We start from the raw sequence: 26,698 nt of genomic DNA on the forward strand, positions 1-26,698 counted from the left end.
CCCATCCAGAGTCCCCGTCTGCCTGATTATTGCTTTTGTTACAAACAACTAGCGAATCGTAGTCCTGGTTCCGTGGGTGGTCAACGTTTGCCCATAGCCTGACACTATAGCCTTTGGTTGAGCATCTAGGACGGCAGCGCGCCGCCATGCGTGCGGCGCTTCACGGGAGCGGTGTCACGCGCGGCGTCCTCAGCCAATATCGGTTGCGATGCAACAGCACCGGGCGCGGACTCCGTCGCCACAGATCTGTCTTCCGCATCTGCAATCATGGAAGTTTCCGCCTGCTGCAATTCCGATGCAGAATCCTTGGGTTCGACAGATGCATCCGGTAGGGATTGAGCCGCCTTGCGCACGCCGCCAACGATGCGGTCGACCAGTGCGGCCAGTTCTTCCTGGGAACAGTCCAGCCGTCCAAAGCCGGGCATCGCGTTCGGGTCGTTGAAGTCCCAGGCGTTCTCGGCCAGCCCGACGAAGTCGCGAATGGCGGGGTCGGCGCTCCAGGCGCGGCGAAGCGCCGCACGCGTCAGCTCCTGCGGAATTCCCTTGCGCAGGAAGGCGGTGATGTCGGTTGCCGACGTGATCTGGTCGATCGAGGGCAGGCTCGACAGATCAAGTTCGGGATCATCTTCTTTCGCTGCGGGCGACGGCGTCGCTTGCACGTCGTCATGCATTGCCGTCTCGGGAGGCGCGGCATTTGCCTTTGCCTCCTGCTTGCGGCGGGACCAGCGCTCCAGAAATCGGTCCTCGCTCATTCGTGCCCGCCTTCATGCTGACGGCGCGCCAACGCCTCGGGATCAGCCTGCCGTCGCTTGCGCTTGAAGAACTCGCGCTCGACGTGGTGCTCGGCGATGAAACTTTCAATCGTCTCGCGCAGCATCTCCGGCATGGGTACCGCTTCGACCAGATTGGCGCCGGCCTCGGTGAACGCCTCGCCTTCCGCGGGATCCGCGGTGGCGGCGGCCACCGAATAGGGCCAGGCGCCCTCCGCGGGCGCCAGAACGATCCAGATGCTCGGGCTGCCTGATGCGAGATTGTCGCGATAGCGCGCGGTCTCCAGCGGATAGAGGTCGACCGTGGCACTGCCGGCATAGAACAAGGTCGTCCCCTCCTCCTCGCGCAGGACTGTCCAGGGTCTTGTCTCCGGCTCGTCCGGCAGCACGGCGACGCCACGCCAGACAACGTCGACCCATGGCGAGTCCGCCTTGCGCCGCTCGACGACGATGCCGACGGGAATGCGCACCAATGGCAGCGCAGCGCCGCTCACGTCACCATCTCCAGATGTTTGATCGGCAAGCCGGTGAGCAGATTGTGCGGCTTCATCCGGAGCTTCTGGTCATTGGTCATCGCCAGGATGAGATAGACCGGCTCGCCGCGCACGTCCGCCATCGCCTGGCTGGCGTCCGCAAACGTCAGCCGGAACAGCGCGAGCACGCGGCCCGCACTGCGCTCGTCGAGCTCTTCGCCATGCCAGAGACGGTCGCCAAGCCTCGTCGCATCGGCATCGAGCCCGACATACCAGGTGAGGTGCGCATCGTGAAGTGCGCGCAAGGGCTCGATCGCGACATCGATCCCGAGCAGATGGGAGATCCAGCGTGTCATTACCTGCGCCACCGCAGGCGGCCCGCGGCCCGCCGCAGTGAGGTCGAATGCCATGTCGAACCGGTCGCTGCGCTGCCAATAGCCTTCGGCGGTCTCCTCGCTCATGACATCGACCTCGGCATCATGCATTGCGCCCAGCATCGACATCAGCGAGAGCACCAGAGTCGGGTTTCGCCCGCCGACAACCTCGTCATCGCCGAGCAGCAGGGCCTGCTCGTGCGGCAGAATCCGCTGCGGGCGGAAAAACAGTTCCGCGGCGCGCAGCACGAAGGGATCGTCACAGTCATCGAGCGCATTGCGCAGGATCACGTGCACGAGCTGGTTGACGAAGAGCGGCGGCAGGTCGCTCATGCCCGAGCGGATAATTGCGAGATAGGCCGCCTCCAGCGTTGGATGCCGCAACAGGAGATCGCGAAAGGCCAACACGAACTGCCAGTTCTCCCGGGCGTCCGCGTCAATAATCGCGGCAATATCCTCTGCGCCCACCGGCAAGCGCGGATTTACAAGCAGCTCGCGGTGCAGCCGGCGCTCGACGGGACAGGCATCGTCCGGCGGCATCAGTTCGGGGCGGGCAAAATAGGCCTTCAGAAATTCGTCGGTGACGCATAGCCCGCCGCTCTCGTCGCGATCGAGCAAATGGTGACCGCACGCGAACCAGAAATCGTTCGTTGAATCGTTCATGGGCGTCGCAGCTCCCGGCCCAGCTCCGTGAGATTGAGACCGCCGTCGGGCTCGGTGTCATCCTCGACTTCCATGAAGGAGAATGCCTTGCCGTGTCCCTGCCCTGCCCGCAATTGCAGCCGCCGGAAGGACTCGCGGATCTCGCCGTCATCAGCGGTGCGGTGCACGGCAATGAGCGAGCTGATTGGATGCGTGCAGAGCGATTGCGTGAAAGCAACCTCCTCTTCCGCTGACGTCCGCGCGGTTGCCATGTCCGGGGCGCCGAAGCGGTCGACCAGTTGCCTGGCAAGGAGATCGATCAGCGTCCGGCAATCAGCCTCCGTCGCCGGCACGATCTGCACCAGCGTCGACCAGCCCCAGGATTGCACGCCGAGAAAGCCGCTGCGGAAGGCCGTGCGCACCTTGCCGCTGAGCGCCGCCGGATCCTGGTCGCAGAAGCGGAAGGCGCCGGAGACGGCCCACTCGCCCGGCTCGGCCGCCACTTCGAACACGAACGTGTCGGACGGATCGAGCGCGATGGTCCGCAGCAGCTTCACAGGCGCGGCCCTCCGAGCTTAAGATCGAACCAGCCGGGCGTGCCTAGCGCCTTCACGAGCCCTCTTCGCTCAATCCGGTCCGCGCCGACGCGGCGCGTCAGGAGATCTCCGTGATCGTCGATCCGCAGAAGCCTCTGCCGCTCGCGTGGCACCCGGCCAAGATAGTCGCGCGCGATGTGCTCAAAGCCGTCGACCCGCCAGCAGTCGAGCGCCCGCATCAAATGGCGCGCAAAGCTCTCCATCACCTGCACGGCCCCCGCCTCGCCAAAACCCTCCTGATCCGGTGCTGAAACCAGCGGGTGAACGCCGGGCCCCTGGTCGGTCATTGCGACGGTGCGGATCATGGCGCCGAACACAAGCCATGGGGACGGCCCGTCCTCGCGGGCGGACGACGGCCATCCCATCCGCCCACCACCCACCAGCCCGCCGTCAATCCTGACCGCATCAGGCCAGTCGATCGTCACTATCTTGTTGGGCGGTGCGTAGGCGCGCAGGGCGTCGGTGAGCGCGACCATGCCGGCGTAGAAAGCGCGCCGCGCACTGCGCAAGGGTTCGCCCGGCTCGAGCACCACGGCGAACTCGGCCAGGTCGAACCGCCCGACATAGACCAGCGTGCCGGCACCGCTCTCGGGTGCAATGCGGCAAGCATGGGCGAAGGCGTCTCCGCTCTCGCGCAGCCGGACGAGCGTGAACGGCGGCGGCAGACGGATGGCTTCCGCCAGGGAAACGTGGGTGGTCGAGGTCGACGGCAGGGCCGTCCTCCACTTTCCTTTCTTTACTCGTGGAGAATATTATATGAGGTGATGGGTCGGCGCGAGTCCGTCCTCCGCGCCGCACCGACGGAGGGCTTAACCTGGAGCAACCAGCGAAGACCGTCCTGATCTGCTCGTGCGAAGACACGATGCGCCTTGACACGGCCGCGATCCGGCGTGGATGCCCCAACCGCGACATCAAGAGCTTCCGCCATCTCTGCGGCACGGAGATCGATCATTTCCGCAGCGCCGCAAAGGCAAGCGGCCCGCTGACCGTGGCCTGCACGCAGCAGGCGGCGCAGTTTACCGACGAAGCCGGCGAGCGGCCTGACGCCATCACCTTCACCAACATCCGCGAGACGGCAGGCTGGTCCCGCGACGGCGCGCAAGCGGGTGCAAAGATGGCGGCGCTGCTTGCGGCAGCCTCCGTCGCCGTCCCGGACTATCCGCTCGTCACGCTGTCGAGCGACGGCGTCATCCTGATCTATGGGCGCGATGAGGCGGCAATCGAGGCGGGCCGGCTGCTCGCCGACCATCTCGACGTGACGGTCATGCTGAAGCAGCCGCAGGACATCACGCCGCCCGCGGCGACGGCCTTTCCGATCGTGAAGGGAACGATCGGCAACGCGAAGGGCCATTTCGGCGCGTTCGAACTCGTGATCGACGACTACGCCCGGCCGCGCCCTTCCTCACGCGATCGCTTCGTGTTCGAGGCTCCACGCAACGGCGCGATCTCGCGCTGCGATCTCGTGCTGGATCTATCCGCCGGCGCGCCGCTGTTTCCTGCCCACCATCTCAGGGACGGCTACCTGCGCGCCGATCCTGCCGATCCCGCCGCCGTGCTTCGCGCGGTGCTGAAGGCGCGTGATCTCGTTGGAAGCTTTGACAAGCCGAAATACGTCAACTTCACTGCCGAGCTCTGTGCGCATTCGCGTTCGAACCGCACTGGCTGCCACCGCTGCCTGGATTTGTGCCCCACGAGTGCGATCACGCCGGCCGGCGATCATGTCAGTGTGAATGCGGAAGTCTGCGCCGGATGCGGCCAATGCGCTGCAGCCTGCCCGACCGGCGCGGCCTCTTATGTCCTGCCGCCCGCCGACACGCAGCTGCACCGGCTCCGCGCGATGCTGCTGACCTATCGCGAGGCCGGCGGCGACCGGCCCGTGCTGTTGTTTCATGACAGCCAGCACGGCAGCTCGCTGATCGATGCGCTGGCCCGCCTTGGCGACGGTCTGCCGGCGAATGTGCTGCCTTTCACCGTCAACGAAGTGACGCAGCTCGGCCTCGAAGCCGTCGTGGCGGCGTTTGCCCATGGCGCGTCCGCCGTGCGTTTCCTGCTGCGGGCGAAGCCCCTGCACGATTTGACCGGGCTGTCGCAAACCATCGCAATGGCGGACGCCATTCTCGCCGGTCTCGGATTTTCCGGCCGCCGCGTCGCGACGATAGAGACGGACGACCCCGATAAGCTGAGCGAAGCGTTGCAGGCGATCGAGCCGCTCGCGACCGTCAGTCAGCCCGCAACATTCAGGACCGTAGGGAAGCGGCGCGATCTGCTCCGATTTGCCCTGAGCGAGCTGCACCGCGTGGCCCCGAGCCCGACCGACGTGATTGCACTGCCCGAGGGCGCGCCGTTCGGCGCCATCAGCGTCAACACCGAGGGCTGCACGCTGTGCCTGTCCTGCGTCTCGGTCTGTCCGACTGGCGCGTTGCGCGACGATCCGGAACGTCCGATGCTCAAATTCCTGGAGGATGCCTGCGTGCAATGCGGCTTGTGCCAAAGCACCTGCCCCGAAAAGGTGATCAAACTGACGCCACAGATCGATTTCCGCGCCTCCCGCGCGCCCGCGCTGGTGATCAAGGAGGAAGAGCCTGCCCTATGCGTCCGTTGCGGCAAGCCGTTTGGCGTCAAGAGCACGATCGATCGCATCGCGGCAAAGCTCGAAGGCCGGCACTGGATGTATCCAGCCGGCGACAAGCGCGTTGATGCGCTCAGGATGTGCGCCGACTGCCGTGTCATCACCATGAGCGAGCAGCAGTTCGATCCGTTCGCCGGCGTCCCCGAACGCGCCCCGCCGCGCACGACGGACGACTATTTGCGCGAAAGAGACAACAAGAACTAGAGCGTTGTTCGACTATTTCGCGGTCGCGCGCCCCAGGAAATCGGTGAGTGCCCGGCGATCTTCCGCCGAGCCGATGCGCTGCTCGGGCATCTTGGTGCCGGGCGTGTAGGCATTTGGACCGATCTCGAACAGTTTTGCGACCGTGTCGGGCGTCCAGACGATCTCCATCGTCTTGAGTGCATCCGAAAAGCGATAACTGGGCAGCGACGCGATCTTCCGGCCGTATATTCCCGCCAATGTCGGGCCCGCGCGCTGTGTGTCCTTCTCCGACAGCGTGTGACAGGCCACGCAGGCGCGAAACACTTCCGCGCCGGGATCGCCGGCATAGGCCGCCAGCGGATCGGTTGGTGTGCCCAGCAGATTGGAGCCGATGGGTTCGCCGGTGCGCACATTCCAGCGCCGGATCTTTCCGTCGGCCCCGCCGGTCAGCAGGATCTCGCTATCGGGCAGGAACGCCACCGACCAGACCGGCACTGCCGACCTCACCAGCGTGCGCAACACAGCACGCGTCTTGCGATCGACGATTGTCACCACGCCATCCACACAGGCAGCTGAATCAGTGCGCCATCGCCGGATATAGCGAGAGCCACGACCGGCATGGTGCCGGCGGCAACCTCGCCGCGATCCTTGCCGCCGGCACTCAAGAGGTGCAGCTTGCCGTCCGCCGCCCCGGTGACGATTTCACCGTCACTGGCGATGACGACGGCATTCAGCGGAGCCGGCAGTACGATCGTTTCGCCACTCGCATCGGGCAAATGCCAGATCCGCAGCGCAAGGTCGTAGCCCACGCTGACGAGCGACTTGCCGTCCGGCGCGAAAGCAACGCCGTTGACGTTCTGCGAATGACCTTCAAGCACCCGCTGCGCGCCGTCGATGAGTGACCAAAGCCGCACCGAGTGATCCCAGGATGCAGAGGCGATCATCGCGCCGTCGGGCGAGACCGCGAACGCGACGACGGGCGCGTCATGTCCCAGCAACACCGTGTCCGGCTGCTGCCGGCCGGCTGTCCAGATCGCGATGCGCGCGTCCGCCCCGGCGGTCACCATCCGCCGATCGCGAAGGAATCCAACCGCGTTCACCGCGTCAGAATGAAAGCGCAGCACCTGTTCCGCGGATTCGCTTGCGAGGGACCATCTGATGGCGGCGGTGTCGAACCCGCCGGACAGCAGGCTCTTCCCATCGGCCGAAACAGCCATCGCCCGTACCGCCCCGCCGTGGCCCATCATTTGCGCGCGAACTGTCTGCACCGGGATGACGAGCGAGGCGATCAGAGTGAGCGAGGCGAGAAGGAAGGAATTCATCAGCGAATCCGAGGCAGCGCCAGACCTACGCACGTCCCATTCTGCCTGAATTTGCGCTTCGCACAAACGCGTCATTTGTCCGGCGCGACGACGGTCTTGCTCGATCCCTCCGGAGCAGCTTGCATGCCGGGCGGGCTCTGGCCTTGCGGGCTTTCGGCGGGCGCGCCACCCGATCGCGTCTCGACCGGACCGGTCCAGCCTTGCGGCTGCAGCTGGCCCTTATCTTCGGGAGCAGTTCGCCCCGTGCCAACAGTGCCCGGCTGCTCGGTGCGTTGATCCGTTTGCGCGAGCGCCACGCAGCTGGACCACGCCGCTACGCAGACGATGATCGCGAATCGACGCATGAGGCACCTCGATTGCATTTGATCCAGCTCAGCGAATAGCGCTCTACCCAGTTCCATGGGGCACATTGACACGCCAGCTTGAACGGCGACGAACCAAGTTCCAGATTGCATTTCAGGCTGCGAGGGCCTTGGTCATGCAAATACGATCCAAAGCGTATCTGCTGATGGTTTCGCATCTGCGAGGTCTGCGTGCCTTGCTTTCGTCGGCCCACGATCCCGCGGTCAAGACGAGCAAGGAAGCTTCATCCCTGCTCATCTTTGTTGCGGTCGTTCTGACCCTGCTGCTGGCGATACTGGAAGTCGACCAGCACCGCGCAACGCTTCAGTCCCTGGGGCTGCTGGGCGATCCCTCCAGCATGCTGCCCAATCTGATGGGCCCTTGACGGGTCAAGGATACTGCCCTTCAGCGATCGACGCTCACGCGGGCATGCCAGCACGCCTATTGCTGCGGCTTTGTCTCACGCGGGAACACCAGTGATCGATCATCGAAGTCCTGGACCGGAAGTTTGTCTGCCTGCCCGCCGCTTTGAGACACCGGCATCCCGGCGATTCGGGCCGCTCCGACCGTCCCGATGATCGGCCATTTGTGTGATTGCAGCATAGTCGTTGCGGCAACGAGCGACGCAACGGCGATCAGTCCGCAAATTGTCAGACGCTTCACGGGAATCTCCGTTGTTTGCGAAAGTTGAAGGCCTGACTAGCGCTTCACCCAAGTTCCGGATGTGTGCGGCTTCACATCTCTCGTAACGGTGATCGGAGGTCCGCCCCTTTCGGCTCACCTTAGAGTTTGAGCGCCGCCTCGGGCGTTGCGGCCGGTGCAGCGCCACCAACCTCCGCCGCGAGATTTCGTCGTTCTCAAGTTGGACGAGAGGAAACGCCGCACGCTAATTTTGACGAGTTGGCAGCGTTCCGTGCGAAAGCGATCGAGTTGGGCTATCCGTCATTGGCAACGGGTGTGCTGATCGGTTGGGAATGGCTGCAGCGCAAGGCTCATATCTTCATCCGATTCATGGCGGAGCACTATCGGCCGGAAAGCCGCCCGCACCACGTCTATGTCATCAACTACAAAACGAGTACCGGCTCGTGGGAGCCGCTCTTCGATAAGAAGGGTAAGCCGCTCTATCCCCTGCTGATGGCAGAGCTCGACGCCATGAAAGCATTGCGGCCGACGGGCGGCCTGATGCTTCGCCGAGATGGTAGTAGTTTGCCCTGGAGCGGCAAGGGCGAGATGCTGACTCAGGTCGAGCGCATTTCGAAGAAGATCATTCTGGCCGCGGCCTGCGTCCCGAGCTGACCTTCACGTCGTTTGGCCGGCATGGCGGGACCACCGAGGCGAGCACGTCCGGCCTGACAGACGCAGTTGATGAAGAAGGGCCAATGGTCATCGACCAAGGCGATGGCGCACTATCTTCATCACGACGACGAGGCCAAGCGGGACGCACAGATAAAGCGCATCAAGCGGCGCAAGCAGGCGGCCAGAAAGTGAATATTTGTCGGAATCGATTCCGCCGTCTTGTCGGAATGGAAATTAAGAAATTCAATAAGTACTTGAAAACATTGGAGCGGGTGAAGGGAATCGAACCCTCGTATTCAGCTTGGAAGGCTGCTGCTCTACCATTGAGCTACACCCGCATCACCGGCTCCCTAACACGACCGGGCGGCAGTCTCAACTGCTCCGGGCCGGTCTTTCCCGTGTTACGGACAGGCCAGTTCCCGCCCTTGGGCGCCCCTTAACGGCGGCGGGAATTCGTCCTATATCCAGAGTCCCGAAACCAACGAAAGGAGGTGATCCAGTGTCTTATCTCAAGCGCTGTCACCTCGCTGGGATCGCCCGCTAGGCTTTGACGAAAGGCCTGGCATCGGGGCGCTCTCAGCCCTGGACCAGCGAGCAAGAAATCGGGCGCGACGGGGCTTCCCCGCCGCGCCTTTTTCGTGGGTGGGCGCGGGTGCCGCTCAGGCCGGCGGCTCGCCCGCAAGCGTCTCGCGAATCTTCTGGGACAGCTCCGACTTCCGGTATGGCTTCTGGAGCAGCGCCACGCCGGGATCGAGATGTCCCTCGTGGATGATGGTGTCGTCGGTGTAGCCGGAGGTGTAGAGCACCCTCACCCCAGGGCGGCGGAGTCGGACCGCTTCGGCCAGTTCCCGGCCGTTCATGCCGCCGGGCATGATGATGTCGGTGAACAGGAGATCGAATCTCGCGCCCTGGTCGACCAGCGTGAGCGCGGTCGCGCCGTCGGCGGCAACAAGCGTGCGATAGCCGAGGCTGCCGAGCTGGGCGATGACATAGCCCTGCACCAGCGGATCGTCCTCGACCACGAGAATCGTCTCGCGCCCGCGTGTCGCCGCCTGAGCCTGCACCGGCCCCATTCTGTTGGAAGCCTCCCCCTCCGATCGTGGCAGGAACAACCGCACCACAGTGCCACGGCCCTCCTCGCTCTCGATGGCGACGGTGCCGCCGGTCTGACGGGCAAAGCCGTAGACCATGCTGAGACCGAGCCCGGTGCCGCGACCGACGCCCTTGGTGGTGAAGAACGGCTCGAATACGCGATCGCGGATCTCCGCTGGGATGCCGTGGCCGGTGTCGGTCACCGCGATCATCACGAAGCCACCGCGTGTGACATCGCCGTCATCGGCACTGCCGGTGCCGTCAAATTCCCGGTTCGCGGTCTCGAGCACGAGCTTGCCCCCGCCCGGCATCGCGTCGCGCGCATTGACGGCGAGATTGACGATCGCGGACGAGAGCTGCGACGGATCGGCCATCGCGGACCATGCGTCGTCGGCAAGCCGGGTCACGATCTCGATATGCTCGCCCAGGATCGGCTTCAACAGTTTCGCCGTCTCGACCACGAGGCCGTTGACGTCGATCTCGCGCGGCTCCAGCGGCTGCCGGCGCGCGAAGGTCAGGAGCTGCGAGGTGATCTCCGCGCCACGCGAGGCCGCATCGTCGATGAGCTGCGCGATCGCGGCAAGCTCGGGCTTGTCCGCAAGCCCCTCGTGGATGATCTCGATGGTGCCGGTGATGACCGTGAGCACGTTGTTGAAATCATGCGCGACGCCGCCGGTGAGCTGGCCGATCGCATCCATCTTCTGGGACTGGCGAAGCCGCTCCTCGGTCTCGTGTTGCCCAGTGAGGTCGGTGGCCGAACCGCGATAGCCCATGAAGCGGCCGTCGGCGGCGAAGATCGGCTGACCATTGACGCTGAAATGGCGCACGCGTCCGACGACATCGCGGCCGCGATACTCGAACTTCCGGAACGGCTCGTGGCGGTCAAGCGTCGCCATGTGCTCGCGCCACTTCTGCGGCTCGGCATCGCGGTCGAAGGCGGCATCGCACCGGCGCTTGCCAATCAGGGCCTTGCGGTCCATGCCGAAGGCGCCGGCCCGGTCCGATATGTAGGTGAACGCGTGATCCGGTCCGGTCTCCCAGAACCAGTCGGACGCGGTCTCGGCGTAGTCGCGGAAGCGCTGCTCGCTCGCGTGCGCGTCCTCTTCGGCACGTCGGCGGATCTTCAGATCGCGCTCGAGATTCGCGTTCGCGTCGCGAAGCTCATCGTAGGCGCGTTCGAGCTTCGCACACATGGCGTTGAAGGCGTCGATCACCTTATCCAGCTCGTCGGCATCGTAGGGTCGGCGCCGCTCCAGGTGCAAAGGCGGAGGCGGTCGTGCAACGCTGTACTTGCTGACGAACTCGGCGATAGCGACGAGGTGCCGCGTCACCAGAAGATGAACCATGTAGATGATAAACAGGGACACCAGGAACGTCTTTGCAGCCTGGCTTGCCAGAATGACCAGAGCCCGGTTCAGCAATTGCTGGTAGACGTCGCTCAGCGTGGCCTCGACGTGGAGCTGGCCGATGGGACGCGACGCCCCCTGCGCGGTGTAGTTCAGCGGATAGTCCCGGGTCACGACCGAGCGGGTGCTTCGCTCCCCGACCGAGACACGGATGGGATTGGGGCGATCGGCGATCTCGCGGACCTCGGCAGCACGGATGTCGGGCAGCCGCAGGATGCCGTCAAGCTGGAGCCTGAGCTGGTTCTGGTCGAGATTCCACAGGCTCTCGCCGAGGCTGCCGGTCATGCTGCGGCCGATCTCGTCGAGCCGCGTCTCGATGACGCCGACCTCACGCTCGTAGTCGAGATAGAGCTGAAGGGCGGTCAGCATCAGCGTGACGATCGAGGAGAACAGCAGCACGGCGGCCAGCAGGCGCGGCCCGACGCCGCTGCGCGACCAATGGAAGATCCGCGCCAGTAGCGCCGCAAACATCGACGGCGCGATCGCGGCGCCAATGCCGTTCAAATTCTGTTTCGCCGCCGCCGGCGCAGTGGCGCGGCCGGATTCCTCGTCACCTGCGTTGCCCATGCACCACTTCCCCGGAATGGCGACACCCAGCTCCGGCCTGCCGGTCGCAGCCTCGAGCAATTCGACGGTTGAGACTCTCCCTCAGCACCCGATGCGGGCAGCCATCCTGTCGGCCCAGGGGCGATGGAAGCATGCCTTGCGCCCTGTAGCAGGATTGTTCGGCAAACTACCACTTCGCGTGCTAGAATGACATATCGGTGAAGGTCCGGAGTCGCCTGCACGTCGGGCGAGTCGCGATCGTTCCGGCCCTGCCCAGGCACCATCTGCGGTCGACCGCGCTGGCATTTGAATCCAATGGTAGCAATGGGCGAGAGACGCGGCATGTGGCGGATAGTCGTCCTCTGCCTGTCGTTGCTCGCAGCCGGCCCATCGCAGGCGCAGCAGCTCATCCGACTGGCGCGGATCGCCGACATCCCCGATCAATATGTCGGCGGCGAGATGCTGCGGGCCGTCTACGCCAAGCTGAATATCAAGCTGGCGTTCGAGGACGTCCCCGGCAAGCGCGCACTGGCGCTGTCGAGCGCCGGCGAGGTCGACGGCGAGATCCAGCGGATCGGAACGCTTTCCAGCGACTACCCGACGCTGATTAAGGTGACGCCGGCGATCAACTACATCGAGCCGGCGGTCTTCACGACGAAACTCCGTTTCGACGTCGCCGGCTGGAATTCGATCAGGGAGTACAGCATCGGCATCGTCCGCGGCGTCGGCTCCTCAGAGGCCGGGACGCGCGGCATGGCCCGCGTCACCGCGACCACCAGCCTCGAGAACATGATCAGGATGCTCGACGCCGACCGTTTCGAGGTGATGGTCACCGATCTCTTCAGCGGGCTCGTCGCGGTAAGGAAACTCAATCTGCAGACCAGGATTGTCCCGCTCTCGCCGCCGCTGGAGCGCATCCACATCTACCACTATTTGCACGAACGCCATCGCGATCTGGTGCCGAAGGTCGGCAAGGTGATCGCGCAGATGGAGGCGAGCGGCGAGCTGGCAATGCTGCGCGAGGCGCTGGTCAAACAGGTCCTGAGCGCGCCGTGACGGCGCCGGGTCAGCTCGCGCGAATCCGCTCACGCAGGGCAACGGCTGCAATCAGCACGCCGACGCACCAGGCCATGACCGCCCGATGAGGCTCGTCGCCGAGCAGCACGGTGATGATGCTCGTCAGCAGGCACGGCGCGATTGCCTTTCGCGTCCGGCTCATCAGCGCAAGCAGGAATGGCATCGCCGCGATCGATATTTGCAGGACATCCATGTTGAAAGACGGTGTCGCCGAAGGCGTCAGAAGCCACACACATTGAGCACGCGGGGGCGTTTTCCGCGGCGGCTTTCGACGATCCGCTCGCCGCCGTTCTCGGCCGAGCTGCCGTAATAGCGGTGGTGGCCGGACTGGTCGTGCAAATCCGCGGCTTCCGACTTTCCTGCCCGACGCGCGTCGCAGATGATCTTGATGGTCGACATGGCCGCCTCCGAAGTGTTCTTGGTGGCCATCAGTCGCCTCGGCTTTGGACAGCGTTCACCTCCGAGGGCGGCAATCGGGTTTCAGGACGGTTTCGTCGCAACTTGCGCGACGCAATATGTTAGTCTCCGGGATTGTCGGTATCGGCAGTGCTCATACATCCTTCCGACTGCGAGCTTGAAAAACAAACGAGGTGACGATGCTTTACGCCATCCTGGCCTACCACGTGGAAGACGAGATTTTGTCCTGGACGACGGAGCAGGACGCCGCGGTCGTGGCCAAAGTGATCGAGGTTCAGGCGCCCTTGAGGGCAAGCGGACACCTTGGGCCGGCCGCCCGTCTGGATGAGACCCGAAAGGCGCACACCTTGCGCGGCCCCGGCGCGGGCATGGTGCTGGACGGCCCGTTTGCCGAGACCAAGGAGCAGCTTCTCGGCTTCCATCTCGTCGACTACGATACCGATGAGGAAGCGATCGCGGCAGCGCGGAAGCTGCGCGAGGTCAACCCGTCGGCGGTCTACGAAATCCGCCCGGTCAAGCTTTACGTGCCGGCCGACGGGTTCGGCGCGACAAAGGGGTGAGCCGCCGCCTCACGCGCCTGGCCCGGTCGGCGCGGCATAGAAGCGCTGGATCAGCAGCCCGCCAAAGGCGATGAACCACACGAAGGGCGCGACGTGCGGCGCGAAGGCCGCAACGATCGTGCCCGGAATGAACACCAGCAGCGGAAACATCGAGGCCATGATCTCGTGGCGCCAGCCGCCCAAAATCGTCCACCACAGCCAGGCATTGAGGCCGGCGATCGCGGTCAGATGCAGGCCGTAGAGCACGGCCACCGCGCTGCTCATGCCGTAATTGGTGTAGAGGCCGTTGGTGACCGGCAGCAGCACGATCGACAGCAGGAAGAACAGGTTGAGGATCACCATGCCGCGGCTGCCCAGGGGCTGGCGCGCGAGCCGGCGATGGTGGCTGATCCAGAACACGCCGGCGATGATGAAGCTGAGCGCGAGACCGGCGAGCTTGCCGGAATAGACATGGGCGAGATCGCTCCAGCTCGGGGCACTGGTGAACACCGCGGCCTTGGGCAGGTCGTAGGCGAGTAGCGTCATGGCGACACCAAAGATGGTGTTGCTGAGCGACTCCAGCCGCCGCATCTCGAACTGGTCGGGCTTGAGCTCGGTCATGCCGGTTGCGTGCTTTTCGGGCTGGAACTTCGGGCCGTCTTGTCCCTAGGTCTTAACATTGGTTCCGTCCAGCCGCATTGCGATTCGCGCCGGGATCGCCGACTCTCCCCCTTTCACCGGGGCGATTCGTGGCGACATATCTGGACACGCTCAATGCGGAGCAGCGCCGCGCCGTGGAGCATGGCGTCGCCGACGGCGCGACCGTGGGCGCCCCCCTGCTCGTCATCGCCGGGGCGGGCTCCGGCAAGACCAATACGCTCGCCCATCGCGTCGCGCACCTGATCGTCGCGGGCGCCGATCCACGACGCATCCTCCTGATGACGTTCTCCCGCCGCGCCGCGGCCGAGATGGCTGGCCGGGTCGAGCGCATCGCACGAAAGGTGCTGGGCGAGAACAATGCCGCGATCATGCGCGGCGCCCTCACCTGGGCCGGCACGTTCCACGGCATCGGCGCGCGCCTCCTGCGCGAATATGCCGAGCGGATCGGCGTCGATCCAGCCTTCACCATCCACGACCGCGAGGATTCCGCCGACCTGATGAATCTGGTCCGGCACGAGCGCGGCCTGTCGAAGACCGAGAGTCGCTTTCCCGCCAAGGGCACGTGCCTGTCGATCTACTCGCGCTGCGTCAATGCCGAGATGGAGATCGAAAAAGTGCTCGGCCAGCACTATCCCTGGTGCGCGGGCTGGGCCGCCGAGCTGAAGGGCCTGTTCGCGGCCTATGTCGAGGCCAAGCAGGCCCAGCACGTGCTGGATTACGACGACCTGCTGCTCTACTGGTCGCAGATGATGAGCGATGCGCTGATCGCCGAAGAAATCGGCGGCCGCTTCGATCACGTGCTGGTCGACGAATATCAGGACACCAACCGCCTCCAATCCTCGATCCTGCTGGCGCTGAAGCCGGATGGACGCGGGCTCACCGTGGTCGGCGACGACGCGCAGTCGATCTATTCGTTCCGCGCCGCCACCGTCCGCAACATCCTGGATTTTCCGCAAAACTTCTCGCCCCGCGCCGAGATGATCACGCTCGACCGCAACTATCGCTCGACGCAACCCGTGCTGGCGGCGGCCAACGGCGTCATCGGGCTTGCGCGCGAACGCTTCACCAAGAACCTCTGGACCGACCGCACCTCGTCGCAGAAGCCGCAGCTCGTCACCGTCCACGACGAGGCCGACCAGGCGCGCTACATCGTCGAGCAGGTGCTGGCCAACCGCGAGCAAGGCGCGCTGCTCAAGTACCAGGCGGTGCTGTTCCGGACGTCCTCGCATTCCGGTCCGCTGGAGATCGAGCTGACCCGCCGCAACATCCCCTTCGTCAAGTTCGGCGGACTGAAATTTCTCGATGCCGCGCACGTCAAGGACGTGCTGGCGCTGCTGCGCTTTGCCGAAAATCCGCGCGACCGCGTCGCCGGTTTCCGCATCCTGCACCTGTTGCCCGGCATCGGCCCCGCCACCGCGCAGCGCGTGCTCGACCAGATGGCCGAGAGTATGGACCCGCTGCACGCGCTCGGCCAGCTCCCGGTGCCAGCGCGCACCGGCGCGGACTGGACCGACTTCGTCCGTACCGTCGAGAATTTGCGCTACTCGGAATGGCCGGCCGATCTCGAGCGCGTGCGGCTCTGGTATGAGCCGCATCTCGACCGCATCCACGAGGATTCCGAGACGCGCCGCGCCGATCTCATGCAGCTCGAGCAGATCGCGAGCGGCTATGCCTCGCGCGAGAAATTCCTGACCGAGCTCACGCTCGACCCGCCGGATGCGACCAGCGACAAATCAGGTCCTCCGCTTCGCGACGAGGACTATCTGATCCTCTCCACCATCCATTCGGCCAAGGGCCAGGAATGGAAGTCGGTGTTCGTGCTCAACGTCGTCGACGGCTGCATGCCGTCGGATCTCGGCGCCGGCACCTCGGCCGAGCTCGAGGAGGAGCGCCGCCTGCTCTATGTCGCGATGACGCGCGCCAAGGACGATCTGCACCTCGTCGTGCCGCAGCGCTTCTTCACCCACGGCCAGCAAGCCAAGGGCGACCGCCACGTCTACGCCTCGCGCACCCGCTTCATCCCGGAATCCCTCGTCTATCTGTTCGAGCGCACCGCCTGGCCGAAGGCGGCTTCGGCTGCGGCCCGCACCGCGGCGCAGGGCCCGAAGATCGACATCGGGGCGCGGATGCGGGGGATGTGGCGGTAGGTGGATCCGAATCCCAGTACATCGATCCCTCGGATTGGCGCGGATCCTGCTTCCGCTGGCTGGTTTGGTGAGCTAGATCATCTGGAAAGAGGTGGCTTTTGCCAGAGGATCGCTTGTCACTGCGGCTTCCGTCGCTCAATGCCCTGAGAGCCTTCGAGGCTGTCGGCCGCACCGGCAGCATCAAGGCGGCAAGCGATGAATTGTCGGTGAGTCCGACCGTCGTCTCCCGACACATCCGCAAGCTCCAGCTCGACCTCAATGTCGCGCTGGTTGCGGCGCACGGACGCGGCCTGCTGCTGACGGCAGCCGGCGAAGCATTCCACGCCCGGGTCACCCGCGCCTTCGACATCCTGCGCCAGGCCAACGAAGATGTTCGTCCGGCCAGCCGCCGAACCCTGACGATCTGGTGCATTCCCGGCATCATCAATCAGCGCCTGCTCGCCCGTTTGCCCGCGCTCATGGCCAGTCTGCCGAACTACGACATCGCCCTGTATCCAACGCTGTCGCGTGCGGACTTCACGCGCGGCGAGGCTGATGCCGAGATCGTTCACATGAACATGATGATCAGCCGCCCGAAGGTCAGGACCGAGCTGATCGCGGCACCGAAGATTCATGCCGTCGCAAGCCCCACGTTCAGGGCGCGCCATCCCGTCGTCACTCAGGCTTCCGATTTCCTGAACCTGCCGCTGATCCACGAAGCCTCGACGCTCTATTGGGAGCAATGGTTCGAAAATGCGGGAGTCACCGACCTGCCGATGCTGCGAGGACCGCACCTCTGGCATGCCCATCTGACGATCGAGGCCGCAAGACAGGGACAAGGCGTCGCACTCGCAAACGCGCTACTCGTCGAGGAGGACCTCGCCGCAGGCAGACTGGTCGATCTCAGCCCTCACCCCGTCAGTCTCGGCGGTTACTACTTCGTCGCTGTTGCCAGACGTTGGGGCGACCCCGAACTGGTGGTGCTGCGCCGCTGGTTGAAGGAAGCATTCCAGGGGGGCATCGCCAGGACAATCGATGCGGCGGCTCGTTCTGAATAGGCCGCCTGTCCAGCGACAACGCCGACGCTCATCGTCGGCACACCGAACGCACTGATTGCAACCGTCCGCCACCGGCGGGTCAATCGTTCAAAAAACACACCATACAGATGCAAATTAGATGATTGTTGCGATTTTGGCTCTCGGCCAATCTGCAGGGATACACGGATCTCCGCACGTTCTGCCGCCGTAGCCAGAAGACGAGAATGATCACCAACAATTTCATAAGTGTGTCAGCTTCCGCAGGAGTTGATCACGATTTGAAGATCGAGAGGCTCGTCAAGTTCTACGGAGACTTCGCGGCGCTGAACGATGTGTCCCTCACGGTCAAGCGCGGAGAATTTCTGACGCTGCTGGGGCCCTCGGGCTCAGGCAAGACCACGCTGCTGATGTCCATCGCCGGCTTTGTCCAGCCCGATCGCGGCGACATCCTCCTGGGCGGACAGAGCATCCTGCGACTCCCTCCCGAGCAGCGGAATTTCGGTATGGTGTTCCAGGGCTACGCCCTGTTTCCGCACATGACCGTGTACGACAACGTCGCGTTCCCGCTGAAGGTGCGCAAACGGCCTGCCGCCGAGATCAAGAGCAAGGTCGATGCCGCCATCGATCTGGTGCAGCTGACCTCGCAAGCCGGCCGCTATCCGCGCCAGCTCTCCGGCGGCCAGCAGCAACGCGTCGCGCTTGCCCGCGCGATGGTCTTCACGCCTCACCTGCTTCTGCTGGACGAGCCGCTGAGCGCGCTCGACAAGAAGTTGCGCGCAGAGTTGCAGGACGAGCTGAAGCGATTGCACAAGCGGATCGGCCTGACCTTCATCTACGTCACCCATGACCAGGACGAAGCCCTGTCGATGTCCGACCGGATCGTGGTGATGCGAGACGGCAAGATGGTCCAGCAGGGATCGCCGACCGAGCTGTACGAGCGGCCCGCGACAAGCTTCGTTGCCAACTTTCTCGGCAAGAGCAATTTCCTCAAGGGCAGCGTGGACAGTCACGTGGCCGGCGGCTTCGTGCTGACCCATCAGGGCGTGCGGATCATCCAGGCGAGCGACGACTGCAATCGCCCGGCGATCGGCCAGCCCGTCGTGATCGCCCTGAGGCCGGAGAAGATCACCCTCGCCGGCAAAACCGGTCAACCCGACAATACGCTCAAAGGCTTCGTCTCCGAGTGGAGCTATCTGGGCTCGCAATTCCGGCTCGTGGTCGCCACGCCGGAATTCGGCGACGTCGTCGTGATGATGCCGACCTGGCGACATGGCGAGCCGCCCGTCGCCGGCGACGCCGTAACGATCGGTTGGGACCACAGCGCCGGGACGCTGGTCACCGATGCCTGAACTGCAGTGCCGCAACAGTCGAAACGAACGAATGGGGCTTCCGTCATGAACGAACGCAATTCAATTTTCACTCCGACCCGGCGCGCCCTCCTGAAGGGAGGCGCCAGCCTTCTCGCCGCTCCCGCAATGCTCGCCGCCGGCGCTGCCCGCGCAGAGGCGCGCAAGGAGGTCGTCGTGGTCAATTACGGCGGCGCCGCCATGAAGGCTTTCGACGAAGCCTATGTGCAGCCCTTCGCCGCGCAGGGCGGCCGCATGGTGCTGGACGGCAGCGGCCCCCTCAACGGCAAGATCCTGACGATGGTCCAGTCGCGCAACGTCACCTGGGACATCTGCGATTGCGGCGTCACGACGCTGGCCGAGCTCGGGCCGCGCAACGCCTTGGAGAAGATCGACTACAGCATCGTCGACAAGAGCAAGGTCGCCACGGAATTCGCCTACGAGAACGGCGTCGTGAACTACATGTTCTCCTCCGTGCTCGCCTGGGACACGGCCAAGGTCAAGGAGACGCCGACCCTCGCAGACTTCTTCGACCTGAAGAAATATCCAGGCCGCCGCATGGTCCGCAAGGATTCCCAGGCCATGCTCGAGCTGTGCCTGATCGCCGACGGTGTCCCGCTCGACCAGCTCTATCCGCTCGACGTCAAGCGCGCCTTCGCCAAGCTCGGAACCATCAAGAAGGATGTGCTCTACTGGAACAGCGGCGCCGAAAGCCAGAGCCTGATGCGGGACGGCGAATGCGTCATGGGCCTGTTGTGGCACACCCGCGCCAACGTCCTCAAAGCCGAGACCAATAACCGCATCGCCTACACCTTCAAGGACGGTCTTCTGCAGCCCGGCTTGTGGGTCGTGCCGAAGAACAATCCGGCCGGCGCCGAGGCCTTCCGCGCCATCGCCTCCATGCAGCAGCCGGAGGGGCAGGTGAAACTTTTGACTGCGATGGGCAACGGTCCCTCCAATCCGGCGGCCCAGTCCATGGTGCCGGAAGCCCTGCGCGCGACCAATCCGGCCGATCCAGCAAACGCAGCAGTTCAGGCCAGGATCAACGCGGCCTGGTACATCGAAAACCATTCCAAGACCTTCCAGGCCTATCTGGATTTCATCTCCTCCTGACATCCGTTACCGGCGGCGTGGCGCTCCTCGGCGCCGCGCTGCCAAACCTCGCCAAGGTCGAGCGCCCGGGTCCGATATCGATGAGCTCTCCTGCAGATCAGCTGACGCCCTCGCCGTCCCGTCCAGGCTTCGGCGTAACCGCGCGCTACTGGTTGCTGATCCTGCCGGCCCTGGCGCTGATGATCGTTTGTTATATCTACCCGATCTCGAAGGTGCTCTGGTTGAGCGTCACCGAGCCGGAGCCGGGCCTCGACAACTACGCCATGCTTGCGACCAGCGCGTCGATCCAGCGCATGCTGGCGACGACGGCGCGCATCAGCGTCATCAGTACGCTGATCACGCTCGTGCTCGCCTACATCGTATCCTACGCGCTGGTCCATACGAGCGAGCGGGTCCGCCGCTGGATGTTCCTCGGCGTTCTCGTGCCGCTGTGGATCTCTGTCCTGGTGCGCGCCTTCGCCTGGTTTGTGCTGCTGCGGCGCGAGGGTCTCATCAACAACATCCTGATCTCAAGCGGACTGGTTGACGCTCCGCTCAGCCTGATCTGGAACGAGACCGGTGTGCTGATCGGCATGGTCCACTACATGCTGCCCTTCGGCATCCTCCCCATTTACGCCAACATGCGCGACATCGATCAACGATGCGTTGCCGCAGCCCGGGGCCTCGGTGCCAGCCGCGCGGTCGCGTTCCGCCAGGTGTTCCTGCCATTGTCGATGCCCGGAGTCGTCGGCGCCAGTATCCTCGTGTTCATCTTCTCCCTCGGCTTCTTCGTGACCCCGGCCATTCTCGGCGGCGGCAAGACTCTGATGATCGCCGAATATATCAAGGTCCAGATTCTCGAGATCGTCCGCTGGGGCGTCGGCAGCATGCTGGCCGGCACCCTGCTCATCATCATCGGCGGGCTGCTTGTCGCGCTCGCCCGCGTCGTCGATCTGCGCAAGCTGTTCGGGTCCATATGAGCACCAGCAGCACCGCATTCGAAGGCTGCTCGCCCATGACGCGCTCGATCGCATGGGCGATTATCTGCTTTCTCGTCCTGCCCATCACCATCGTCTTCGCGGTGTCGCTGACCGATCGCCCCTATCTGTCGCTGCCTCGCGACGGCGTCTCGCTGCAATATTATCGCAACCTGCTGACCAGCCAGGCCTGGCTGACGAGCATCCTGCACAGCCTCGTTATCGCGATCTGCTCGACGGTCATCGCGACGGTCGCCGGAACGCTCTGCGCTATCGGATGCTGGCGTCTCGGCAACCGTGCCAGCAATATCGTCCGCCTCGTCATGCTGATGCCGATCATGGTGCCGACCATCGTCTACGCGCTCGGCATCTATCAGGTCTGGGTGGACCTCAGGCTGATCGATACCTACGCCGGCGTGATCATCGCCCATGCGGTGACCGGTATGCCCTATGTGATCATCACCGTCTCGACGGCGCTCGCCGGCTTCGACCCCAGGCTCGAACAGGCGGCCCTCAATCTCGGCGCCAGCATCGGCCAGACGCTGCGCATGGTCATCATCCCGAACATTCTGCCGGGCATCATCTCCGGCGTGATCTTTGCCTTCATCCACAGTTGGGATGAGCTGGTGATCGTGCTGTTCATTGCCGGCCGCGGGGTTTTCACGCTTCCGCGGCGGATGTGGGACGGCATCAACGAACAACTCGATCCCACCATGGCCGCAGTCGCCGCCGTGCTCATCCTGATCACGATCAGTCTTCTCTTCATCGATATCGCAGTCCGGGCGTACCGCTCGCGTTGAGCCCCCATGCGCCACACCAACCACTTCCCGCAGGAGACCCTCATGTCGATCATTTCCGAGCCAGAATTTCGCTACAACATGCTGATCAAAGCGTTTCCGTCGCGCGCCGAACCGGCCTTCGAGACGGAATCGGAGCAGGTCGGCGTTTGGGGGCGCCGCTGGGGTTGCAACAACGACGTCGGCCAGATCCGGATGGTGCTCATGCATCGCCCCGGCGCCGAGTTGAATATCGTTGACGCGAACAAGCGCCTGCCCGAGATCGGCGCCTTCGGCGACCCCGCGCAAGGCTGGTACTGGCGCGGTGACGTGATCCCGGATCTGGCCGCACAGCAGAGCCAGCATGACGCGCTCGCTCAGGCGTTACGCGAGGAAGGTGCGGAGGTCGTCTATGTCGATCAATGCGCGCCGGGCAAGATGAAGACCGTCTACACGCGCGACAGCGTGATTGCCGTCGACGGCGGCGCCATCGTCACCCGTCTCGGCCCCCCGATCAGGCGCGGGGAAGAGCTGCCGGTCAGCCGCACCCTGGCCAAGCTCGGGATGCCGATCCTCAGGACGATCTCCGGCACGGGACTCATGGAGGGTGGCAGCTTCGCCTTCATCACGCCCAAGGTCGCGGTCGTGGGGCTGTCGAGCCGCGTCGACGAGGAAGGCGCGCGCCAGCTCGAGGAAGTGTTGCGCACGCAGGGCGTGGAGCTGCTGCGCGTCCAGCTGACCGGCTATCGGCTGCACATCGACGGCATGTTCGTGATGATCGACCACGATACCGCCTTCGTGAACCCGACGTTGCTGCCGTTCTGGTTCCTTGGAAGATTGAAGGAACTCGGGATTCGCCAGATCGAGGTCTGTCCCGATGACCAGAACTGGGTGATCAATTGTCTCGCCGTACGCCCGGGCCATGTCATCGTGCCCGAAGGCATTTCGCCGCGGACCATGGAGAAATTCGCCAAGGCCGGCATCACCACGCGCGTTGTGGCTTACGACAAGGTCGCGCTCGGCGGCGGCGGCATCCACTGCTCGACCTCGCCGCTGATCCGCGATCCGCTCTGACTGTCATGAGCACGAGGCGGCAACGACATCTGCCGCCTCGTGACCGCGCAGAGAGCAAGGGTCTACCAAACGGAAACCGAGCATTTCCGAAACCCGCCTTGTGACCCGGCGGCCATCCACTAGATGTCGTCGATCCTCCCCTCAGAGACCTGATCGATGACCCCACCGCTCGAATTCGGACTGGATACCTTTGGCGACGTCACCAAGGACGGCACAGGCAAGGCGCTCGCGCATGCGCAGGTGATCCGCAACGTCGTCGACGAAGCCGTGCTGGCCGACGAGCTCGGCCTCGACTTCATCGGCCTCGGCGAGCACCACCGTGCCGATTTCGCGATCTCCTCGCCCGAGACCGTGCTCGCCGCGATCGCGTCGCGCACCAGGCGCATCCATCTCGGCTCGGCCGTGACGGTGCTGAGCTCGGACGACCCCATTCGCGTGTTCCAGCGCTTTGCCACGCTCGATGCGCTCTCCAACGGCCGCGCCGAGGTCATCCTCGGCCGCGGCTCCTTCACCGAATCCTTTCCGCTGTTCGGCTTCGACCTGCGCGCTTACGAGGCGCTGTTCGAGGAGAAGCTCGACCTGTTCACGGCACTCTTGTCGCAGCAGCCGGTGACCTGGGAAGGCAAGCTGCGTCCGCCGCTGAAGGAGCAGCTGGTCTTTCCGCCGGTCGAGAACGGAACACTGAAGACATGGATCGGCGTCGGCGGCAGCCCGCAATCGGTGGTGCGCGCCGCGCATTACGACCTGCCCCTGATGCTCGCGATCATCGGCGGCGATCCCGCGCGCTTTGCGCCTTACGTCGATCTCTATCACCGCGCCTTCAAGGAGTTCGGCCGCCCGGCACAGCCGATCGGCGTACACTCGCCTGGCTACGTCGCCGAGACGGACCAACAGGCGCGCGAAGAGCTGTGGCCCGACTACAAGGCGATGCGCGACCGGATCGGCAAGGAGCGCGGCTGGCCGCCGATGGGCCGCGACGAGTTCGTCAATGAGGCCGAGCACGGCTCGCTCTATGTCGGCTCGCCGGAAACCGTCGCGCGCAAGATCGCGAAGACCGCAAAGGCGCTTGGCATCTCGCGCTTCCAGCTGAAATATTCGGCGGGGCCGTTGCCGCACGAGAAGCTGATGAAGAGCATCGAGCTTTACGGGCGGAAAGTGGTGCCGATGGTCAGGGAGATGATGGGGGGAATTGCGCTCTGAGCCAGTCCGCCTACGCCCTTCGGGCTACGGCGTGACAGCCTTCGCTAGCTTCGCGTGACGGTGATTTGGTCTGGCTTGCCCAGCCGTAGCTCGCGAAGCGAGCGAAGGCTGGTGGGGGAGGCAGGACTCGAACCTGCGAAGCCATGAGGCGGCTGATTTACAGTCAGCTCCCTTTGCCACTCGGGACACTCCCCCGCTCGACGGCAGCACAATCGGGCCGGACCTTGCCGGCGACCGAAAACGGCCATGGAACGTGAAGGCCGCGACAGCCCGGATGGGGGCGCGACCGGGCGCGTTTATGGGCGATGCGGTGGGGCAAAGTCAACCGAGGCGAACAGCTAAAATCGCCCCTGAAGCCACCCAAATTGCCATATTCCGGGACCCGTGACACAAGCGAGCCCATGAAGGATCGAAAATTCACCCCAAGGGGCCCCCGCGGCGGGGCTAAGCCCTTCAACAGGCCCGGAAAATCAGCCGGCCGGCCGGCCTGGCGCGACCGCGATTCGCAGTCCGACGGACCGGTCATCCTCTATGGCTGGCACACCGTGACCATGGCGCTCGCCAACCCTCAGCGGCGGATCCGCAAGCTGACGCTGACCGAGAACGCCGCAAAGCGGCTTTCGGACGAAAACATCGCGACCCGCGTCACGCCCGAGATCGTCCGGCCCCAGGAGATCGACCGCCTGCTGTCGCCCGATGCCGTGCACCAGGGCCTGCTGGCCGAGGCCGACGCCCTGCCCTCGCCCGACATCGAGACCCTGGCGCAGGAAGGCATGGTGCTGGTGCTCGACCAGATCACCGATCCGCACAATGTCGGTGCCATCCTGCGCTCCGCAGCGGCTTTCGCGGTGAAGGCGATCGTCACCACGGCGCGCCACAGCCCCGAGGCAACCGGCGTGCTGGCCAAGGCCGCCTCCGGCGCTCTCGAACTGGTGCCAATGGTGACCGTGCAGAACCTCGCCCGAGCGCTGACCGCGCTGAACGAGCGCGGCTTCCAGACCGTTGGGCTGGACAGCGAAGGCAGCGAGGACCTCTCGAACGTCACGCTGCGCGAGCCGCTCGCGCTGGTGCTTGGTGCCGAAGGCAAGGGCCTGCGGCAATTGACCCGCGAGACATGCAGCGTCGTGGCGCGGCTCGACATGCCCGGCGAGATCAAGAGCCTCAACGTCTCCAACGCCGCCGTGCTCTCGCTCTATGTCGGCGCGAGCCGTCTTGGGCTGATGAAGCGGTAGAGCGTTTTCGAACGAAGTGGATACCGGGTCGCGTCGAGAAAACGCGTCAAACTGAGAATCCAAAAAACAAAACGCCCGTCCGCATCACGCGGACGGGCGTTTCTTTGGCTCAACCGATCAGGGATCAGTAATAGCGGCGCAGCACGCGATGGCCGCCGTAATAGTACGGCGCCGGCGCGCGGCGGTGGGCGTAGAGGTAGCGCTGACCGTAGCCGTAGTGCGTACGCGGCAGATAGCCGTAGCGCGGGCCATAGCCGTAACGATACGGACGGTAGTACGGGCGGCGATAGGGATAGGCCGCCGGCGCTTCGAGGGCGGCAGCGCGATAGCCATAGCCGTAGCCGTAATTAGCGGGCGCAACGACCGCGTCCTCACGATAGGTCGGATACGGCGCGAAGGCGCCCGGGCCGGTGTAGGTCGGACCCTGGTTGACGTAATAATACTGCGTGGTTGGCTCGGCGAGACGCTCATAGGCACCGTAGCCGTAGCCGTAGCCGCCGCAGCCGGTGTTGCAGCCGGAGTAAACCGGCACAACCGGTGCGCACGTGCTGAAGCCGCAAGCCGCGGCGGGCGCGGTGGCGACGAACATCACGGCAGCCGCCGCAACCAGTCCCGAAATCATCTGACGCATTACTCTCTCCTGTTGATTTTCGTATCTTGGATTTTTTCTTGAATTCTTGACGTGTCTTAAGTTGGCGGCCTTCCGGGCGCCTGTGCATGCGGCCGCGGCCGAGGACGCCGCGGACGGTCGTTGATCTCAGGCGCAAAGATCACCGGCGGCGGATTGACGGGCACGTCCATCTGCGGCGGCAGCGGCGCCGATTGCACACCCCAACTCTGGTGATAGCTCTCGGCAGGCCTCGGCAATTTGCGGTTGGCGGGCGGCTCGACCTCGAGCCGGCCGTAGCCGGGCCGCAGGCCCATGGTCGGATAATAATGGCCGACGTCCTCGGGCTGCCGCTCGGCGATGTAGCGCCCGCCATAAATGGTCGGCTGTACCTGGACGTTCTTGCCGAGACCCCAGACACCCTCGACCACGCTGTAGGACGCGTCGATGTTGTTGATGATGATGGGCACGCCTGGGCGGCCGGGCACGACGATATCGAAGCCGCCGCCGGCAAACGCCGTCGCGGGCAATCCGATGAGAAAGGCGGCGAGCGCGAGAGCGCGCATGAAGGGACCCCGGTTATCCGGCGACAACCTATCCGATCGCGACGCAGAGAGAGTTAAGGCCCGCTCACCAACTTCCGGTAAGCCTAACGCGTAAGGATCGCATGGTCCGCGAATGCCACGAAGCGAGCTAGCGAAGCGTTAACGCTGTGCGGAAGCCGCGATGCACGGCTTCGCGCGGGCCAGCCTGGATTGCGTGGCACAAACCGCACATCCCCTGCGCGATCACTTCGAAGTGACGCCGCTCGAATGAAATCGCGGAACGACTTGTCGACGATCGCACTTAGCGTCGCACTTAACGATG

General features: G+C 64.5%; 28 protein-coding genes, 2 tRNA genes and 1 pseudogene. 15 read left to right on the forward strand and 16 right to left on the reverse strand.

Features of this window, described 5'->3' with window-relative positions:
* Positions 1–125 precede the first annotated feature (125 nt).
* The 5 genes from AB7008_RS31035 to AB7008_RS31055 are packed head-to-tail and all read right to left on the reverse strand — an operon-like array spanning position 126 to position 3,568.
* The gene (locus AB7008_RS31035; RefSeq protein ID WP_304490284.1) at positions 126–752 is read right to left on the reverse strand and encodes a DUF3306 domain-containing protein; all 627 of its coding nucleotides are present in this window, start codon (positions 750–752) and stop codon (positions 126–128) included.
* The gene (locus tag AB7008_RS31040) at positions 749–1,264 is read right to left on the reverse strand and encodes a DUF3305 domain-containing protein (RefSeq protein WP_304490285.1); all 516 of its coding nucleotides are present in this window, start codon (positions 1,262–1,264) and stop codon (positions 749–751) included. Before AB7008_RS31040 ends, AB7008_RS31035 begins: the two co-directional genes overlap by 4 nt.
* Positions 1,261–2,280, reverse strand: a complete 1,020-nt coding sequence (locus AB7008_RS31045; RefSeq protein WP_304490286.1) for a DUF6352 family protein — start codon at positions 2,278–2,280, stop codon at positions 1,261–1,263. The genes AB7008_RS31040 and AB7008_RS31045 overlap by 4 nt, the downstream gene beginning before the upstream one ends.
* A complete protein-coding gene (locus AB7008_RS31050) occupies positions 2,277–2,816 on the reverse strand; it encodes a DUF6505 family protein (protein WP_264621277.1) in 540 nt (179 codons plus the stop codon). Before AB7008_RS31050 ends, AB7008_RS31045 begins: the two co-directional genes overlap by 4 nt.
* A complete protein-coding gene (locus tag AB7008_RS31055; protein ID WP_369527638.1) occupies positions 2,813–3,568 on the reverse strand; it encodes a biotin/lipoate--protein ligase family protein in 756 nt (251 codons plus the stop codon). Before AB7008_RS31055 ends, AB7008_RS31050 begins: the two co-directional genes overlap by 4 nt.
* Before the next feature lie 149 nt (positions 3,569–3,717).
* On the opposite strand from AB7008_RS31055, the gene AB7008_RS31060 reads away from it, so the two are divergent.
* Positions 3,718–5,688 (forward strand): 4Fe-4S binding protein, encoded by a 1,971-nt coding sequence (locus tag AB7008_RS31060; protein WP_304490287.1) that lies wholly within the window; start codon positions 3,718–3,720, stop codon positions 5,686–5,688.
* Between the two features lie 12 nt (positions 5,689–5,700).
* On the opposite strand, the pseudogene AB7008_RS31065 reads toward AB7008_RS31060, so the two are convergent.
* Together AB7008_RS31065 and AB7008_RS31070 are read right to left on the reverse strand one after the other, a co-directional pair.
* Positions 5,701–6,989 (reverse strand): annotated as a pseudogene (locus AB7008_RS31065) (c-type cytochrome).
* A 71-nt stretch (positions 6,990–7,060) separates the two neighbouring features.
* Complete coding sequence (locus tag AB7008_RS31070) at positions 7,061–7,333, reverse strand: hypothetical protein (protein WP_304490289.1); 273 nt, start codon at positions 7,331–7,333, stop codon at positions 7,061–7,063.
* Between the two features lie 164 nt (positions 7,334–7,497).
* Between AB7008_RS31070 and AB7008_RS31075 the strand changes: the two genes are divergently transcribed.
* Positions 7,498–7,716: a hypothetical protein gene (locus tag AB7008_RS31075; RefSeq protein WP_304490290.1), complete on the forward strand. Its 219-nt coding sequence runs from the start codon at positions 7,498–7,500 to the stop codon at positions 7,714–7,716.
* A 56-nt stretch (positions 7,717–7,772) separates the two neighbouring features.
* Here AB7008_RS31075 and AB7008_RS31080 read toward each other — a convergent pair whose 3' ends face one another.
* Positions 7,773–7,994, reverse strand: a complete 222-nt coding sequence (locus AB7008_RS31080) for a hypothetical protein (protein ID WP_304490291.1) — start codon at positions 7,992–7,994, stop codon at positions 7,773–7,775.
* A 126-nt stretch (positions 7,995–8,120) separates the two neighbouring features.
* On the opposite strand from AB7008_RS31080, the gene AB7008_RS31085 reads away from it, so the two are divergent.
* The gene (locus AB7008_RS31085; protein WP_304490292.1) at positions 8,121–8,627 is read left to right on the forward strand and encodes a hypothetical protein; all 507 of its coding nucleotides are present in this window, start codon (positions 8,121–8,123) and stop codon (positions 8,625–8,627) included.
* A 66-nt stretch (positions 8,628–8,693) separates the two neighbouring features.
* Positions 8,694–8,819, forward strand: coding sequence for a hypothetical protein (locus tag AB7008_RS31090; RefSeq protein WP_283842751.1), 126 nt, complete (start codon positions 8,694–8,696; stop codon positions 8,817–8,819).
* 72 nt (positions 8,820–8,891) lie between these two features.
* Here the strand turns inward: AB7008_RS31090 and AB7008_RS31095 are convergent.
* Positions 8,892–8,965, reverse strand: a tRNA-Gly gene (locus AB7008_RS31095).
* Between the two features lie 321 nt (positions 8,966–9,286).
* Positions 9,287–11,692 (reverse strand): ATP-binding protein, encoded by a 2,406-nt coding sequence (locus tag AB7008_RS31100; protein ID WP_441260029.1) that lies wholly within the window; start codon positions 11,690–11,692, stop codon positions 9,287–9,289.
* Positions 11,693–12,013: 321 nt separating this feature from the next.
* Between AB7008_RS31100 and AB7008_RS31105 the strand changes: the two genes are divergently transcribed.
* Entirely contained in the window at positions 12,014–12,727 is a 714-nt protein-coding gene (locus tag AB7008_RS31105; protein WP_441260030.1) for a substrate-binding periplasmic protein, read from the forward strand.
* A gap of 10 nt (positions 12,728–12,737) precedes the next feature.
* Here AB7008_RS31105 and AB7008_RS31110 read toward each other — a convergent pair whose 3' ends face one another.
* Both AB7008_RS31110 and AB7008_RS31115 read right to left on the reverse strand, forming a co-directional pair.
* Positions 12,738–12,941: a hypothetical protein gene (locus AB7008_RS31110; RefSeq protein ID WP_041958427.1), complete on the reverse strand. Its 204-nt coding sequence runs from the start codon at positions 12,939–12,941 to the stop codon at positions 12,738–12,740.
* A 26-nt stretch (positions 12,942–12,967) separates the two neighbouring features.
* Complete coding sequence (locus AB7008_RS31115; RefSeq protein WP_028154823.1) at positions 12,968–13,147, reverse strand: hypothetical protein; 180 nt, start codon at positions 13,145–13,147, stop codon at positions 12,968–12,970.
* Between the two features lie 197 nt (positions 13,148–13,344).
* Here AB7008_RS31115 and AB7008_RS31120 point away from each other — a divergent pair, with 197 nt between their 5' ends.
* Complete coding sequence (locus AB7008_RS31120; protein WP_441260031.1) at positions 13,345–13,725, forward strand: YciI family protein; 381 nt, start codon at positions 13,345–13,347, stop codon at positions 13,723–13,725.
* A gap of 9 nt (positions 13,726–13,734) precedes the next feature.
* Here the strand turns inward: AB7008_RS31120 and AB7008_RS31125 are convergent, their stop codons facing one another.
* Positions 13,735–14,325: a TMEM175 family protein gene (locus AB7008_RS31125; RefSeq protein ID WP_441260032.1), complete on the reverse strand. Its 591-nt coding sequence runs from the start codon at positions 14,323–14,325 to the stop codon at positions 13,735–13,737.
* 128 nt (positions 14,326–14,453) lie between these two features.
* Here AB7008_RS31125 and AB7008_RS31130 point away from each other — a divergent pair, with 128 nt between their 5' ends.
* The 8 genes from AB7008_RS31130 (at position 14,454) to AB7008_RS31165 (ending at position 23,992) form a co-directional block, all read left to right on the forward strand.
* Positions 14,454–16,511 (forward strand): ATP-dependent helicase, encoded by a 2,058-nt coding sequence (locus AB7008_RS31130; RefSeq protein ID WP_441260033.1) that lies wholly within the window; start codon positions 14,454–14,456, stop codon positions 16,509–16,511.
* Positions 16,512–16,624: 113 nt separating this feature from the next.
* Positions 16,625–17,548 (forward strand): LysR substrate-binding domain-containing protein, encoded by a 924-nt coding sequence (locus AB7008_RS31135; protein WP_304490298.1) that lies wholly within the window; start codon positions 16,625–16,627, stop codon positions 17,546–17,548.
* Positions 17,549–17,751: 203 nt separating this feature from the next.
* Positions 17,752–18,876 (forward strand): ABC transporter ATP-binding protein, encoded by a 1,125-nt coding sequence (locus AB7008_RS31140; RefSeq protein ID WP_441260034.1) that lies wholly within the window; start codon positions 17,752–17,754, stop codon positions 18,874–18,876.
* Positions 18,877–18,921: 45 nt separating this feature from the next.
* Positions 18,922–19,986: an ABC transporter substrate-binding protein gene (locus tag AB7008_RS31145; protein ID WP_304490299.1), complete on the forward strand. Its 1,065-nt coding sequence runs from the start codon at positions 18,922–18,924 to the stop codon at positions 19,984–19,986.
* Positions 19,987–20,066: 80 nt separating this feature from the next.
* Positions 20,067–20,945, forward strand: coding sequence for an ABC transporter permease (locus AB7008_RS31150; RefSeq protein ID WP_304490300.1), 879 nt, complete (start codon positions 20,067–20,069; stop codon positions 20,943–20,945).
* Positions 20,942–21,742 carry an ABC transporter permease gene (locus AB7008_RS31155; RefSeq protein ID WP_304490301.1) on the forward strand — a complete coding sequence of 267 codons (801 nt, stop codon included), beginning with the start codon at positions 20,942–20,944 and terminating at the stop codon, positions 21,740–21,742. Before AB7008_RS31150 ends, AB7008_RS31155 begins: the two co-directional genes overlap by 4 nt.
* Positions 21,743–21,784: 42 nt before the next feature.
* The gene (locus AB7008_RS31160) at positions 21,785–22,792 is read left to right on the forward strand and encodes a dimethylarginine dimethylaminohydrolase family protein (protein WP_304490302.1); all 1,008 of its coding nucleotides are present in this window, start codon (positions 21,785–21,787) and stop codon (positions 22,790–22,792) included.
* Positions 22,793–22,948: 156 nt separating this feature from the next.
* Positions 22,949–23,992, forward strand: coding sequence for an LLM class flavin-dependent oxidoreductase (locus AB7008_RS31165; protein ID WP_304490303.1), 1,044 nt, complete (start codon positions 22,949–22,951; stop codon positions 23,990–23,992).
* Between the two features lie 109 nt (positions 23,993–24,101).
* Here AB7008_RS31165 and AB7008_RS31170 read toward each other — a convergent pair.
* A tRNA-Tyr gene (locus tag AB7008_RS31170) sits at positions 24,102–24,187 on the reverse strand.
* A 206-nt stretch (positions 24,188–24,393) separates the two neighbouring features.
* Between AB7008_RS31170 and rlmB the strand changes: the two genes are divergently transcribed.
* Complete coding sequence (gene rlmB, locus AB7008_RS31175) at positions 24,394–25,224, forward strand: 23S rRNA (guanosine(2251)-2'-O)-methyltransferase RlmB (RefSeq protein ID WP_248878506.1); 831 nt, start codon at positions 24,394–24,396, stop codon at positions 25,222–25,224.
* 124 nt (positions 25,225–25,348) lie between these two features.
* Here rlmB and AB7008_RS31180 read toward each other — a convergent pair whose 3' ends face one another.
* Positions 25,349–25,855, reverse strand: a complete 507-nt coding sequence (locus AB7008_RS31180; protein ID WP_441260035.1) for a hypothetical protein — start codon at positions 25,853–25,855, stop codon at positions 25,349–25,351.
* Positions 25,856–25,911: 56 nt separating this feature from the next.
* The gene (locus tag AB7008_RS31185) at positions 25,912–26,397 is read right to left on the reverse strand and encodes a hypothetical protein (RefSeq protein ID WP_041958442.1); all 486 of its coding nucleotides are present in this window, start codon (positions 26,395–26,397) and stop codon (positions 25,912–25,914) included.
* Between the last annotated feature and the right edge of the window lie 301 nt (positions 26,398–26,698).

It is taken from the genome of Bradyrhizobium sp. 521_C7_N1_3 (assembly GCF_052075975.1).
In the GTDB taxonomy this organism is placed as follows: Bacteria; Pseudomonadota; Alphaproteobacteria; order Rhizobiales; family Xanthobacteraceae; genus Bradyrhizobium; species Bradyrhizobium japonicum.